Genomic DNA, 15319 nt, shown 5'->3' on the forward strand with positions numbered 1-15319 from the left:
ATTTTATGACGAAACTTTGAATTTAATACGCCGCTGAATTGGAATCCGAGCTTCCAGTTCAGCCAAAAAGCAAGTATACTATGTTCGTAAAGGAGATAACGGTTATGAACTTCGAAAATTGTTTTCCACTATGGAACGACTTAAATACAGCACAGAAAAAAATAATTTCAGACAATTTAATCACACAGGTCTTCTTTCACAATATATTCCCTTAAATACTTAAACGGAAACGGAACAACCGTTAACATTCCATACCTTACAAACTCTACTCCCATAAGTGGCAACACTTTCTTAAAAATTAACTTGCTGCCTTCTACCGCCTGTATCTCACGCACTACGCTGGCTCTCTCAATTGTGTATTTCATTCCATTACCAATTTCACCAACTGAATATTTTGCATGCGTATCATCATAATCAAAATAATTAATGTCTATATTTCCGGAAAGATACTCGCGTCTCTCTTCTTCTCCACGCAGGTAGGCATATAGCATAATACCGGTATTCTCAAAAACATAGCGCACAACTTCTTTCTTTGTTGTAATTCCTTTGAATAATCCCATTACATTGGCTTTCGTGTATTCTGCATTCACGTCGATATGCGGGATAACTATATCCAATTCTGCGTGTACTTTTATTTTATCTGTTGTATCCATTACTAGACGAAGCCAAGTTACTACGTCTTTTCCTGGAAATCTACCTTCACTAGCTACATTCTTAAGCACATCACCCATCGCAGTATAATCAGGCATAGAATACATATTGGTATCCTTTATAAGATTAATATTACCCTCTGCATCTTTTACTAAACCTATAACACCTCTATAATCATTTTTATTCTCTTCATTCAAACCGAAATAATCCATGTATTTATCATACTCTGTCATGGTAAAAAGATTTCGTTTCAATGCTTCAATTTTAAATGAACCGTCCGGATGAATAGTCATGAAGTAATATGTACCGTCTACAACCACACCAAATAACCAGTCTGCTTTATATCCGTATTGACTCCAATCCACCAATGTAATTTTACCCGTAGCAATGTCCTTCTTAATTACAAGCTCTTTCAGAATATTATAAACTGCCGCTGATGATTGGTGTTTAAAATTCTCTACTGTAATATGCTGAACAACATAATCCTCCATGCTTTCTTGATGCGGATCCACTTCCGAATCTGAATAGAAGGATTTATCATGTATATATCGTACGTTAAGCTTCTTCTTTGATAATCTTTTACCAACGCTACATTTTGCCTCTGGAATAATTTTATTAATACCATCCGCTACATCCTGCAAATAATCTTCAGAAGTTTCAGAGTGTACAACATCCACTATATTAATTCCAGAATTCAAAACTTCCTTTTTAACAATATCCTTATATAACTCCAATGACGCACGCTTATATTCCAAAACTTCGTCAATACTATATTGTTTAAATTTAACACGAATATACTTACCAAATTCATCATGTAAGGCATTCAAAATATCATATAAAACACCCATCTTGGTACATGAAAACGTTTCATAATCCGTAAAGTCAAAGAATGTAATGCTACCCCTTTCACCATCTACGGGTTTAATAATAAAGTTTTCTCTACGGTCTTTATTTTCATTAGATACTCGTTTTAAAGTATTATTGTTATAACTAAACTCATATTGCGGAAAATCCTGTAACTTTCTTTTTTCAAATTTCATTTGCTTTTTAAGTGCCAGTGATGTCAACCTATGTGCTACCAATTTTACACACATATCATCTCCGATTTTCACCTCAAGGCACTGCATACCCCAAATAAAATTCTCCTTATCCTTATTCAGCCATGAAGGTCGAAAACATAATAATTTCCCAGACAGATTATTAAAGGATATCATTTCATCAACCGGACTCGTTAACGCATTCAAAAATAATTGTGTCAACAAATACTCCGGTATACTGCTACTTGTCATAGATTTTATAGACAAGCTATCTCCATCCTCTTTTGCATTCAACAAACGTACAAACTCAGCTCTGGAAATAGCGTTTTTAGGAAGCATAGCCCAAAAACTCTTTCCACTTTCAAATTGCAGAGCTGATATCTTTATATCATCAATATCCAGAAAAGTAGCTCCACCTTTTATATATTTATCCGATGTTGTAACATAATAAAAATCATAATCTTTGTCAATGTTGGAATATTCAAACGAAGCCAGGAGTTCATTCGAATAAAGTTTCTTTATACTCATTGCAAATATCCCTCCCGATTTATTTTAGCTATAATTTCAGTTCCTATTTCTTTTCTATCCAACCGATATAAATATGGTATCTCAATAATTCTACCACTATCACTAGACGTAATTTGCATATTGTGATCAAGCATAATATTGATTATTACCGTTCTCTTTCCTCCACACTTATCTAGCTTTTCCAGGACGCTTTTCTTTTCTTCTTCCGCAGATATTAGCATGGTTTCTTTCCATAACTTGAAATCAACATACACGCCATTACCTAGGGTATAATCAAACAATTCAAAAAACTCCGGCGGCATTTCCTGCAACGTTACTCCTGCATATTGTTCTAAAATATATTTACCAACAACTTCGCCTAAGGCACCTTTATAAATATTATTAAACATAGGTGGCGTCAATATAAACTCATTAGGAACAAAGCTCGTTGCATATCCATGCTTTTCAAACAATGCTTTCACTCCTGGGATTTGCATAATCTCTTTCAAATGCACCTCATCCTCTGACATCTTTTGTGGAAGACTACCGTCAAACTTGATATTTATATTTTTATTATAGTCTCCTTCTTGCTCATAAGAATAAGCTGTAATTTCTCCCGGCGCACACATATATACAAGCTGATATTGCGAATTCTGTTCTACGTTTTTTCTGCTTAGTGTAGGCCTCATAAGACATAGCTCACGCAATGCTTTCCAATAGTCTATGCTATCATCAGTCCAATTGCGTTTCAGCTCATTTATAATCTGCATTGCCTTCAGTGCTAATGTTCCGGCACGATTTTCCATTACGGCAATATCCAAATTTTCATTTGCCTGACCATTATAATATATTTTACCCACTTTAACTAATTCCGCAAATTCAGGATTCAACATTCGTTGTTCCACAATAGACAAATCGTAATCTGTTAGAATGGTATTATCCACATAAATATATATATCCGGATTCTTGAGACCGGTTCTACATATTCTTCCTACCGCCTGTATTAATGTTCGAAGCGCATAATTATTTACGGAATCTGTTTTATATGGTTCTCCCTTTTTTCCTGAAAAAGTATAGCCACCGCTGAAACATATAAAAGCATCTTTGATTACCGCAATACCATCTTTACGAGAAACTTCTCCTCTTTCCATCAAGAATTCCATCTGATATACAAAACGAATTAAATTCTCAGCTTCAATCCCCTTTTTGCTATCCACATTCACCAGAAGATTTGTTGGCTTCTCAAGATATATGCAGTCAAAGTCTTTTTCCATATCTCCTCTATCGTAATCATTAACTGCCACGATAGTAGCATTCCCCGGTGCTTTATATTGCAAATTTTGTCCCGCACCAACTGTATTATAGGAAGATATGACAAAGAGTTTTTCTCCCTTTGACAATCTCTGTATAAACTCCGCACGCTTAGCATCATAATCTTCACTATTTATACTATATAACAGGTCTTTACCTTTTAATCCCTTGATACCATAAAGCTTAATAATAGCGTCTGCAAATTCCTCTAATAATTTAATATCAAAAAGCCCCTTATTCTCCTGTGGCAATTTATTATTAAGACACAAGAAGGATTTAACCGAATCATTTAAGACAAATGCCTTCATTACCTTTACAACACGAATAAAGTTATTCTTTGCATATTCAACGCGCTCAAATGATATTGATAATTTTTCCGCATACTTCTTTATAAGTGCTTCGTTTCCGTTAAATATCTCTGCTAATTCAGCTGTATCATCCGTACTATAACAAACCGGTTCCACATGAATATTCACTTTATCATAATTGGCTACAAACGTCCGGAAAGACTCCTGCAATCTACACTTATCTACTTCTGGCATCACATAAAATTTGTCCTGCAACATCCTTTGAAGATATTCCAAATCATAATTACCAATAACCGTATCAAGTGTTGCTGTAGCTGAAATGCCTATAATCTGGGCCTTTTCAGATAAGTGAAGCAAAATACGCTCTGGTGAATCCTGAAAATCAAATAACTGAATCTCCGAACGCATACTATGATTAGGATCATCTATAAAATCATAATAGCGAAATCCTCTATCATAGACAGAGCGGTCAAAATACTTTAACGACATTTTTCCATTGCTGTCTTTTTTATCTTTCTTCGACTTTACCTGGCCTCCCATTACGATAGGCTTCAAATACCTTATCTGTTCTCTTGATAAATGAAACTCTGTCAGCACTGACTCAATTGCATTTTCAAACGTATAATCATCGTCACCCGGCCTTTTATCCTCATCCTTATGATGCTTATAATTAAACGAAAGATTTCTAGCTCCGTTCTGAAAATAAGTCAAGCAGCCTTTAACACTGGCAAGCAAACTTAATCCGCCACCATCTTTCTCTGTTGGTCTTCTTTTTGTAAAACGCAACCAGTTCTGTTTTGCCTTCATATCGGTATCTATATCAATAAAAGCATTTTCTCCCTCAAATACCGAATGAAACTGTAAGTCATTGAAAATAAAATTACGACTTCTATCGCCCTTACCATCTTCTTCTGTTTTGAAGCTATATTGCATCGCAAAACGGTCATATGTTTCATCAAACACACCACCAAATCTTTCTATAATTTCCATAGGATTTTTCGCGTTTTTGTGTTCATCAAGATATGTTTGTTGTAACTTCGATGCAGTAGTAAGCTCTGCCGGAAAATCTCTAGTCTTCAAAGATGCATATACACGATGAAACAGACCTAAATAATCAATATGATTTTCTAAGCCTCTTGTTATAATCTGATTAAGTAACCTGTCTCTTGTTGCATCAAACTCATCTATAAAAATAATTGCATTTTTTGTAATATTATTATTGTAAAAGCTATATGTAGGCTCAATAATCGTAGTATTCCCCAAGAAAAACTTGTCCATAGACATAAAAAATATCCGTTTTTCTCTCGTATATACTGCTGGATACAATTCTCCTATCCAATGATAATCAGGATTATTAGCAATATTCTTTAACTTTTCCTTTGGTGTCCTGAACTGCTTCAGCTCGCTTTCTATCACCTTACGAAAGGCACCTTCCTGCTGCTTGCGAATTGCATCCTCTGCGCTCTTGCATAAAACATTTATAATGTCCTTACTGGTTCCTTTTAATTCACGCTTTTTATCTCTGTATTCGTTTAATAATTTTACAGAGCCATGTAAATCTTTAAATTCTTGCTTCATGGTAATTGTCGGCGGTATTTTTCTTGCACGATATAGCGCGTCCAATTTTTGCACAACCATATCTGCATTCGCTTCTATTCGCAAACAATATTTATCATAATCATCTGCTTTACCACGCCTTGCAAAATGTTCACGCAACTCTTTATCGGGCAAATTTTTCTTAAGGGTTGTAACAAAGAAAATCTTCTTATCCTTGAATTCAGGCGCATCATAATTGTCGACCATAAAATCCAGTACACTATATGTTTTCCCAAAGCCGGTCGGCATATCTAGCAAGAACAATCCGGTATCCATTGACTTGCAAAAATTCACAATCGCCTGTTTCATAGCATCCTCCAAGTTTTTATTGTGCGTTTCTCCTTTAAATTGTCTATCATCCAAACTCAAATCAATGAATTCGAAATTCATCTAATAGTACAGCAGCCTTCTCATTTCTTATTTCTGTCAATGCTAATAGTATGTCCTCGTACGCATTAATCAGCTTCTCATCCTTTTTTATTTCATCGCTATAGAATATAAAGGATTTTAAGATAATCATATCAACTATCACTTGTGAATCTTTTATCTCTTTTGCAAACTGTTCTTTATTATTTCTAATAGCTTTTGTAAAGCACGAACTAATAGAGATCAAAATTTATGGTAATAGCTCACTAATATTAAACAAATATACTGTATATAGAACATCCATCAAATGATTGGAGCCATACTTTTCAATTTGTGCATTCAAAAAACACTTATCTTTAGATTACCACTCCATCCGTATCTTCTTAACTGAAAAGCTGGAAGAATATCTGATGTGATATCCACGGCTGGTTTCTTCGTCTCTAAATAAAACAATAATTCTGTACCTATTCTGAATGCGTAATCTGGTTTTTTATTTTTACTTTCCCCATCTTCTTCAACAGTTACATTAGCCTCATGCGTAACCTCTCTCAAATGTTGAGGCAGACCATTTTCATTAAGCACATCCCAACCTAATAATTGAAAAAAGGAATTCACAAAATCAACTCTAACCTGAGTTTCATTATATGACTTCTGTTTATATTGTTCTAAATTAGCACTATATAGATCAACTTTATTTTGCAAAAGTCTGATCTTTTCTTCCTGACCATGGTTTATTATTTCTAAAAAACCTGCATTCATATAAAATCAGCCTCCTTCTTGACATAATCCAAGTGCACAATAATTTATACCAGTATTCGATACCCAGACATAATTTTCTCATAACAAATGTCCCAAAATCAGGACTTCACGTACTTTCCCGACTTGATTCTTTTATCAACAGGTTTTTGCGCATTTACTGGAATTGCCCATGATCGCCCAAATTTTATAACCCCCGGAACCATTCCTTCATTGCATATAGTTTGAAGTCTTCTCTCTGATAATCCCCACTTTGTGGCAGCTTCTTTTACAGTCATAAATTCCATAAATTTTCTCTCCATTTTTGTTCTATAAAGCGATAAAATACTCCTCCTATATTATAAGCGGTCAAGCGCCGAATATCAATCATTTTCAATATTATTTATCCGCGTACAATCTATACTCTACCGCGTACAAATTTATATAAAAAATACCTTTTAGCAAGCAGATGTATTTTCTCGCCAAAAGGTACTTCACCCTTGTGCATATATTCAATTTATTTTTTCATGCACATTTTTATTCTTAAAATTTCTATGATATGTTTCCTTAAAAATAGCCCTCAAACCCGCTTAAACTGGGCATTTCTTAGAGAGTAAACAAACCGTCTCCACATGCACAGTCTGAGGGAATTGGTCAACTCCACACACTTTCTTTAACTCATATCCATTATCACACAAGAATCTCAAATCCCTTGCAAGTGTCGCACTGTCGCAACTTACATAAACCACTCGTTTTGGCTGCATCTTAAGAATTGTTTTAAGCAACATCTCATCGCAGCCTTTACGAGGCGGGTCCACCACGATCACGTCTGCGTAAACACCATTTTTCTCGTATTCAGCTGGAAGAACTTCTTCTGCCTTTCCGACAAAGAATTCCACATTCCCGATATCGTTGAGTTTTGCATTTCTTCTTGCGTCTTCAATTGCTGCCGGAACAATCTCCACACCACGGACAAACTTTGCCTTCTGCGCAAGGAACAGAGAAATCGTCCCAATTCCACAATACAGATCCCAGACTGTCTCTTCTCCGTGAAGATCTGCATATTCCAATGCTTTGGAATACAATTTCCATGTCTGTTTCGGATTTACCTGGAAGAAAGAAAGTGGTGATATTTCATATGAGATATCGCCAATCTTATCTGTGATATAATCTTCTCCCCAAATAGTTTTGACCTTGTCACCAAGGATCACATTACTTCGCTTTTTATTCATATTCAGAGAAATACTGGTCATTCCTGGAATCTCACAAAGTTTCTCAACCAGTTCCCTCTGATGTGGAAGATCCTGTCCATTGATAATCAGACAAACCATCAGTTCGCCGGTAAAAAATCCATAACGGACAAAAATATGGCGTACCAGACCCTTGCCTGTTGCTTCATCATACGGTGCGATGTTGTACTTTTCCATATGTGCAATCACACGGTCAAGTACATCTTTATTCTCTGGGATTCCAAGCGCACAGTCACGGTTTTCAATAATAGCGTGTGTACGTCCAGCATAAAAACCAGTGACAATTTTTCCTTCTTTATTTCTGCCTACCGGAAACTGAGCCTTATTACGATAATGATAAGGTTCATCCATTCCAATCAATGGTTCCATCGGAAGATTTGTGAACCCACCAATACGTTCCAGATGACCTCTTAATTTTTTCTCTTTAAACACTTTCTGTTCTTCGTATGAGACTGCCTGAAGCTGGCATCCGCCACATTGACGGGCAGACGGGCACACCGGCTCCACGCGATATGGTGAAGCATTGAGAATCTCCATCAGGCGTCCATAACCATAGTTTTTCTTAGCCTTCATAATTTTGGCTGTAACAGTATCTCCAATGACTGCGTCCTTTACAAAAACAGTGAAGCCATCAGCTTTGCCAATGCCTTCACCATCTGTTCCGCAATCCACTATTTCTAACGTAACAATATCATTTTTACGAAATTCCATAAGGATTAAACGTCTCCTGTTCTTCTCAGATTAGATTCAAAAAGTCTGTTGTATCCAAGCCACTCTTTCTTACCTTTGTCCGCCGCAAAGATTTCCGTAAGTGTTTCCATACGTGCATCTGTATTATCTGCAAGGTTCAGAGCTACTGCCTCTGCAAGTGCCGGCTTCTTTGGAGAACCATATTCCAGTTCACCGTGATGAGCCAGGATACAATGAACCAGCTGATTTTCAAGAGTTACCGGAAAATCTGGAATTTCTTTAGCCAGGTCATGGATCATCTGAGCACCAATGATAATATGTCCAAGAAGCTGTCCTTCATCAGTATAATCATTCAGTGGAAAAGAAGAGAGTTCTTTTGTCTTTCCGACATCATGAAGCAGAGATGCTGTAATAAGCAGATCTCTTTTAAGAAGCGGATAAGCACTTGCCATATAGTCACAGAGTTTTGTTACGCTTAAAGTATGCTCCATCAATCCACCGATAAATCCATGATGGACAGTTTTTGCCGCAGAATGTTCTTGGAAAGATTTCAAAAACTCTTTATCTTCTACAAAAAGTTTATTCAGTAGTGCTGACAGGTATCTGTTCTTCACTGTTTTTATCATAGCCAACAGCTGTCCGTACATATCATCTGTACTGTTTTCACTGACCGGAAGATAGTCTGCCGGATCGTACTCACCTTCCTGTGCTTTTCGAACTCTCTTAATGTTCAACTGCATAGCTCCTGCAAAAGTTGTCACATCTCCGACTACATCAATATAATCCAATGCATCAAAATCATCGATTCCCAATGAATTCGGATCCCAGATTTTGCCATCCAACACCCCTGTTTTGTCCTGTAAAATCAGATTCTCATATGGCTTTCCGTTCTTTGTCATTGCCGACTGTTTCTGTTTGCAAAGGTAGATTCCGTTAAGACGGTCTCCCTCATGTAATTCGTTAATAAAACGCATATACTGTTTCTCTTTTCTTTCTATTTTTCTTTGATCAATACATTTAATTCTACATTTACATATGTACCATAGGGATTCTTACGATATACTTCAAGCTTGACTCTTGATCCTTTGACCAGACTCTGAAGAATCGCCGAATACCTATTCATGGAACTGATTTCTTTTCCGTTCAATGCATGAACAATATCTGCATTCTGTACTCCTGCCGTCATAGCCGGTGAATCTTCTTCCACCGCATCTACATATACGCCTCGTGGAATGTCCAGATTTTCAGACTGATATTTTGAAATCGTTGTACCCTGAATTCCAATATAGCAGATATCCTCACCATTTGCCATACCTTCCAGAAGTGGACGCAGCTGTGCTGCTTCAACAGCTCGAATCACGCTGCTGTTTTCATTTTCCTGACTGCAGATGATTCCTACAACTTCACCGGACATATTCAGAAGAATTCCTCCTCCGTCCTCACTTCCTACCATATTTGTTGTAAGCATTCCATATTCTTCATCCGCAATTTTCATGCTGCCCGTTACAGAAGTAACCATACCACTGACCAGTGAGTCATAATCCCCAGTTGGACTACCGATTGCAATAACATCATCCATTTGCTCCATGTTATCTTCCGTGGCGAGTACAGCCTCAGAAATCTCATCTTTTGTAGAATCGTTTAACTCTGTGAATGGAACGCGGAACACATAAAAGCCTGTCCGGACATCTTTCTTACACAGCTGTGCATCTGCCATATCTCCATTTGAAAATGTCACCTGAAAATTTCCTGCATCATTCATTCTGTCGGAATATGTCATGATGTAAAAAGCTTCCGTATTTTTTAGGAAAACAAAACCTTCTTCTTCTCCGTATTTCAAGAACGAATCATCCAGTAGATCTGAATCTGTACCGAGTGCTGCTATTCGCACAAGTGCTCTGCGCGGTGTCTCAGATACTTTTCTCACCTGTTCAGCCCATGTACCCGACTTTTCATCCTCTGCATCTATCTCTGTTGAAGGTTTAGTATTTGCCAGTGCTGTTGAAGTGTTTTCATCCTCTGCTTCATCCACACGTGAAGCAGCTGTAACAGATGGCACCAATGTAACATCGGTATACTGTTCCGAATGTTTTCTCAAAGACGGTGCTACTTCTGGCAAAATCAGTGCTGCAGTGCCTGCCGCACAGCCACCAAAAATCACTCCACATACTGCTGCTGTCAGGAACTTATGCAGCAACATTTTCCTGTCCGCTGGACGCTCTTTTATTGTTTCCTTTATGAAAGGGTAATTCTCCGAAGATGGCTCTTTGTCATTTCGTTTTACCATAAGAATTCTCCTATAAATTCCAACCTGATAATTCGGGTTATATTTTAGCAAAATTTTATGAAATTTTTATGAACAATTCTTTTCCATTTTTCGTCATGTTTTATCAAGTGCATTTTTCCTTGTATTTACGGGCTTTTCGGGACTTTTTATTCGTCTTTTCGTTCCGTCTTTGTTCATCACGTTCCTTTTAAATGTCACAAAATTTGTCACAAAAATTGTCACAATGAAAAAAGCTATTGCCTGGTAAAGACAACAGCTTTCTGATTCTATCCTATTTTCACGATTCCTTCGGTCTTGCTCATTTCATTTTGTACCCTGACTTCATCAACATGATTATACCGTTCCATCGTCATGGTTATGTCCGCATGTCCCATTATGTATTGCAGGCTCTTGACATCTACACCGCTTTCCGCTGCTCTGGTGCAGAATGTATGCCTTAATATATGCGCACTGATATGTGGCAGTAGAAAAGGCTCTCCGTGCTCCTTATCTGCCTGTTTAAGCTCTTTCTTGTTGTAAGCCTTGATTATGTTGCGTAAAGCACTGTCAAGAACCTGTGGGGCAAGCTGATTACCTTGGTGATTGAGGAAAACAAAGTTCTTCAAGCCTGCTACTGGCTGTTCCTTCGCACGCTTTCCCAGTAACAGATCATACTCTCTCTGCTTCATCAGAGCCTTTTTAGCAGTCTTCGTTAATGGGATGTCTCTTTCTCCTGCTTCTGTCTTCAATGGCTGAATATGGAACTTACAGCCGGTTCCGTCCAGATTCCGATATACCAACTGTCTACGTACATGGATCATGTTCTTTTCCAGGTCGATATCATCCCAGAGCAGACCACCCAGTTCACCAACACGAAGCCCCGTAGATAACGCAAATACAATCAGTGGATAATGGATTTTATACGAATTGCTGTTTTTCGTAAACTCCAACATGGTTTCCTGTTCCTCAATCGTCAAGGCTCTTTTCCTGCTCACTTCTTTATCAATTCCTTTTCTGCTTCCCTTTGCCGGATTCTTCCTGATCATATCAGAATCAACTGCTGCCTGCAGGCATTCCGATAATATAATGTGATATGCCCTGATCGTTCCAGGTGAATATCCCTTTTCCAGTAAATCCGCATACAGTCTCTTTACGTGGATCTGTTTTATTTCTGAAATCTTCATTATTCCCAAGGCACTGGGAGCAATGGCGTTTTTCCAGTACGATTTATAGTTGCATCGTGTACTGTCTCTGATGTTCTTCTTCGTGCTCATGAACAGCCGGAAGAACTCATTTAAGGTCAAATTGCCACCCTTTGTATAAATTCCATCCATCTGGTCACGTTTTATCTGCTCTTCCTTTTTTCTCAGCTCTGCCAGGGTAAGTGCATATACAGTGCTGCGTTTCCCGTTACTATCCGTCCATTTATAGCAGTACCGGCCATCTTTGTTCTGCGATTCACCTACACGCAATACACGGCCTTTATTGTCTACTCTTTTAGCTCTCGCCATGCTGTCACTCCTTTAAGGAAAGGGCAGCAGTTGCCGCCCCTTTCTATGATTGTCCTATTTTATTCCCAGAAAGCTACACACAAATCTGAAAATTGTGTATGTTTGGTCATAATCTGCTTTCTCTAACATCTCTATGAGTTTCTTTTTGTAGTCCATATTAATATCCTCTATTTTTTATTACTCTGGCAATGAATCTATAGAAGAATTCAAGCAAACTATCGTCATTTATTTTCTGCAGTATCTCAACAGTTTCTTTTTTATAATCCATGTTATGCCTCCGCCACTTTCACATTATCTTTAATCCGCTTTACCATCAGATAATTAGCAAGGTTATGCACTCTCTTAAGGTCTTCCAGATCATTCATCATTAATGCATCTATAATCAGCCAGAAACGCTCCTGATCTTCCTCTGATAATTCCATAAAGGCTTCATTGCCGGAACAAGCTATCCGAAAGAGTTCTGCCAGCTCATAGATGTGCTGTAATGATCTTCTATCTTTGTTAGCCTGGACAACGTCCATAATTGCCTTTCTGCAAGGAACCTGAGTTAAATTACATTTCTCCATTGTTTTCTGCCTCCTGTTCCTTTTTAATCTGCTGGTTATAGCATCCTCTAACAAATCCAAAAGCTAAGTCTAATAGTTCTACATCATCCATCCTTAACACCATACTAATAATATCTGACTGCCTGGACAATGCTCGAACCTGCTCACGACACATATTCCAACTTTCTTCCCATTCTTTCGCCTCTTCCTTTGCTTCCTCGAGCTGTTTCTTGAGATCTGCGATAATCTCTGTTGCAAGAGCTGTACTTACTTCTTCTGTCTCCTGTGCCGGAACACCTGTGGACTGCATCACTTCTACTGCTTCTTCTGCCTTTAATACTTCCTTTTTACTCATTTCTCATTCTCCTCTCTCTAACTCACGAATACTGTCACATACCTTTGCGGATATAAACCCACCAAAGAAAATCACAAGAACGTTCATTACTGATATCATTCTGTCCATTCCTTTCTTTTGTTGTCTGAGGGGAATGAGTATGTTATAATACGCACAGCCCCTCAATTTTGATCGTTTGTCGGGTTACTTTGCCTTTATCAGAGTTGCCGCTCTGGTAAGGGCTTTTTTATTAAATTGCTTCTACCTGAGACTTTCCGAAGAAACTGGCTTTATATGTTGCCCCATCTCCTCTGCTTCCCCAGATAAGAGAACATCCAAATAATGCTGATGCTCCATGCTGTACCTTATAACCAAGCTCTTTCCACTTAGCAAAGGTATTGGTTTCCTCCGTGATGCCTGCTGCATGTTTCGCATCTTCGATTCTCTTTGCATTGATTTCTTCTGCCTTTGCAGATAACCATGCTCTGTGAAGTGCTTCTGCAAAGCTGATATTCTTTGTCTTGCGGTAAACTTTCCATGCTTTCAACATGATCTTGCTGAGATTGTACTTCATTATGCTTTCCTCCTTTGCTTTTCAAGGTTTCTCAGTCCTTCAAGCATCTTCCTGACTATTGATATGCCCTATTGCGATTCTCACAGGTATATGACTTGAAGTATTGGGGGCTTTCGGCTCTCCCGGCTGTTGTCTGTTCCCTTGAACTGATTATATTATATCGGATATGTACATATCTTTCAATTAGCATTATTGCTAATTATGTACATATCTTTTCATTTATTTTGTATATGTACATATCTTGAAATATATGCTATAATTTAAGAAAATGGGGAAAGTATGTCTTTTATTTATTCCCTTTCCCAGAAAAGAGGTTATTAATGGCTATCAGCGACAAAAGAAAAGAAAGTATGTATAATTATGCTAAAAAAAATCTCAAACGTATTCCTTTAGATGTCCAAAAGGAAAAATACGAGGAAATCAAAGCCGCTGCAACTGCTGCTGGTGAATCCGTAAACGGATATATAAAAAAAGCTGTAGATCAGCGAATGGACCGCGACAATGCATAATCATTATTATTCACGAAAGGATGCGCTACCATGACCAAACGCTTATATACTTGTGATGATATTATGAATCTGCCTGATTTTATCCGGGTGGAGCTACTTGACGGAATAATTTACACAGATGACTTTACAGATTTAGAGATTGACGAAGAAGTTTTCCAGAATCCACCATCTGAGGAGCATCACGTTACCTATCGTCTTTCTATCGTTAAAAAATAAAACAATACCTGATATTTTACTGTTCCATTTGCATAGGAGGATTCCATGAGCCTTTTTAATAAAATTAAAAGTGTTTTCAATTCATCATCTGATGATGTCCCTGATGCTCAAACCATCTATTTCAAAAATGGAGAGATGTACAAAGTATATCCCACCGATAAAGAAAGCTGGTACGATGCCAGATATCTGGTTTCAGATGGGGTAAAATATGATCTGGAGAATCTGGATGATTTAAAGCGCATTCCTGTACCCAAATTCCCACCACATCAAAATATAATGGAGGGATATGGCGTTACTGGAAATTTAGATTATGTTTTAAGAATGAAAGCTGGAAACTTTTATAATCGCAAAGATAAAATAATGTGTTCTGCCTGTTTATGGAAATGCACCGAATTAATGCTCGCCCATCCTTTGTCTTGGGAGGAAAGTCATTTTTATCGAATAGTACAGTGGCATGTGGAAATGGGAATGTTTGACGAAGCTGACAAGGCTGAGAAATATATATATTCTGTACTTGATCATGATGCAAATTATCAGCAATTGATCAATCATATAAAAGATAATCCTGAGTACATAAAACAGCAGGAGACATTTCATAAGAAAAATCTGATGCGTAAAGAATACTATCATATTTTTTATGAATTGCCTGAACTAGCCCCCAAATCTTTTAGTGCTTATAGCAGAATGAAAAATGCTCAAACGAAAAATTTTCTCAAACTTAAAGATCAAGCAATAAAACATGGGATTTCAATAAGCTAAAACTGAATATAGTATATTTATCCAGGCAGCCAGTAGAGCGGCTGTGGTTCCCTGATCCTGAGCCTTGACAGGAGGGAATGCTTATGAGCGATTATGAGATTTTTATGATAATCCTGACGACAGCCAGCTTAATTGTATCTATCCTTACATACAC

The 15319-nt window shown here is 37.5% G+C and carries 14 protein-coding genes and 1 pseudogene; 4 read left to right on the forward strand and 11 right to left on the reverse strand.

Going from position 1 to position 15319, the window contains the following annotated elements; all coding sequences use genetic code 11:
- Positions 1 to 80: 80 nt before the first annotated feature.
- Positions 81 to 188: pseudogene (locus NQ503_RS17770) on the forward strand (Crp/Fnr family transcriptional regulator); the annotation flags it as partial.
- Here the strand turns inward: NQ503_RS17770 and NQ503_RS11425 are convergent.
- The 11 genes from NQ503_RS11425 to NQ503_RS11475 all read right to left on the reverse strand — a co-directional run bounded on the left by NQ503_RS11425 (position 177) and on the right by NQ503_RS11475 (position 13681).
- The gene (locus NQ503_RS11425) at positions 177 to 2216 is read right to left on the reverse strand and encodes a hypothetical protein (protein ID WP_005427393.1); all 2040 of its coding nucleotides are present in this window, start codon (positions 2214 to 2216) and stop codon (positions 177 to 179) included. The pseudogene NQ503_RS17770 and the gene NQ503_RS11425 overlap by 12 nt on opposite strands.
- On the reverse strand, positions 2213 to 5719 hold the full coding sequence (locus tag NQ503_RS11430) for a hypothetical protein (protein ID WP_044926137.1): 3507 nt from the start codon (positions 5717 to 5719) through the stop codon (positions 2213 to 2215). The genes NQ503_RS11425 and NQ503_RS11430 overlap by 4 nt, the downstream gene beginning before the upstream one ends.
- A 396-nt stretch (positions 5720 to 6115) precedes the next feature.
- The gene (locus tag NQ503_RS11435) at positions 6116 to 6535 is read right to left on the reverse strand and encodes a hypothetical protein (protein ID WP_005427382.1); all 420 of its coding nucleotides are present in this window, start codon (positions 6533 to 6535) and stop codon (positions 6116 to 6118) included.
- Positions 6536 to 6633: 98 nt separating this feature from the next.
- On the reverse strand, positions 6634 to 6819 hold the full coding sequence (locus NQ503_RS11440; protein ID WP_044926134.1) for a MerR family transcriptional regulator: 186 nt from the start codon (positions 6817 to 6819) through the stop codon (positions 6634 to 6636).
- 282 nt (positions 6820 to 7101) lie between these two features.
- Positions 7102 to 8472, reverse strand: a complete 1371-nt coding sequence (rlmD, locus tag NQ503_RS11445; RefSeq protein WP_005427379.1) for a 23S rRNA (uracil(1939)-C(5))-methyltransferase RlmD — start codon at positions 8470 to 8472, stop codon at positions 7102 to 7104.
- A 5-nt stretch (positions 8473 to 8477) separates the two neighbouring features.
- Positions 8478 to 9425 (reverse strand): 3'-5' exoribonuclease YhaM family protein, encoded by a 948-nt coding sequence (locus NQ503_RS11450; protein ID WP_005427378.1) that lies wholly within the window; start codon positions 9423 to 9425, stop codon positions 8478 to 8480.
- Positions 9426 to 9445: 20 nt separating this feature from the next.
- On the reverse strand, positions 9446 to 10738 hold the full coding sequence (locus NQ503_RS11455) for a S1C family serine protease (protein WP_005427377.1): 1293 nt from the start codon (positions 10736 to 10738) through the stop codon (positions 9446 to 9448).
- 266 nt (positions 10739 to 11004) lie between these two features.
- The gene (locus NQ503_RS11460; RefSeq protein ID WP_005427376.1) at positions 11005 to 12228 is read right to left on the reverse strand and encodes a tyrosine-type recombinase/integrase; all 1224 of its coding nucleotides are present in this window, start codon (positions 12226 to 12228) and stop codon (positions 11005 to 11007) included.
- 269 nt (positions 12229 to 12497) lie between these two features.
- Positions 12498 to 12794: a hypothetical protein gene (locus NQ503_RS11465; protein WP_005427373.1), complete on the reverse strand. Its 297-nt coding sequence runs from the start codon at positions 12792 to 12794 to the stop codon at positions 12498 to 12500.
- Positions 12781 to 13128 carry a hypothetical protein gene (locus NQ503_RS11470; RefSeq protein WP_005427372.1) on the reverse strand — a complete coding sequence of 116 codons (348 nt, stop codon included), beginning with the start codon at positions 13126 to 13128 and terminating at the stop codon, positions 12781 to 12783. The genes NQ503_RS11465 and NQ503_RS11470 overlap by 14 nt, the downstream gene beginning before the upstream one ends.
- A gap of 229 nt (positions 13129 to 13357) precedes the next feature.
- A complete protein-coding gene (locus tag NQ503_RS11475) occupies positions 13358 to 13681 on the reverse strand; it encodes a hypothetical protein (RefSeq protein ID WP_005427371.1) in 324 nt (107 codons plus the stop codon).
- 320 nt (positions 13682 to 14001) lie between these two features.
- Between NQ503_RS11475 and NQ503_RS11480 the strand changes: the two genes are divergently transcribed.
- Genes NQ503_RS11480 through NQ503_RS11490 form a run of 3 tightly spaced genes read left to right on the forward strand, consistent with a single transcriptional unit; the run spans position 14002 to position 15165 of the window.
- The gene (locus tag NQ503_RS11480; protein WP_005427370.1) at positions 14002 to 14190 is read left to right on the forward strand and encodes a hypothetical protein; all 189 of its coding nucleotides are present in this window, start codon (positions 14002 to 14004) and stop codon (positions 14188 to 14190) included.
- Between the two features lie 30 nt (positions 14191 to 14220).
- Positions 14221 to 14406, forward strand: a complete 186-nt coding sequence (locus NQ503_RS11485; RefSeq protein ID WP_005427369.1) for a hypothetical protein — start codon at positions 14221 to 14223, stop codon at positions 14404 to 14406.
- 45 nt (positions 14407 to 14451) lie between these two features.
- Entirely contained in the window at positions 14452 to 15165 is a 714-nt protein-coding gene (locus NQ503_RS11490; RefSeq protein ID WP_005427367.1) for a hypothetical protein, read from the forward strand.
- The last annotated feature ends 154 nt before the right edge of the window (positions 15166 to 15319 follow it).

Source organism: Blautia obeum ATCC 29174 (genome assembly GCF_025147765.1).
Classification (GTDB): domain Bacteria; phylum Bacillota; class Clostridia; order Lachnospirales; family Lachnospiraceae; genus Blautia_A; species Blautia_A obeum.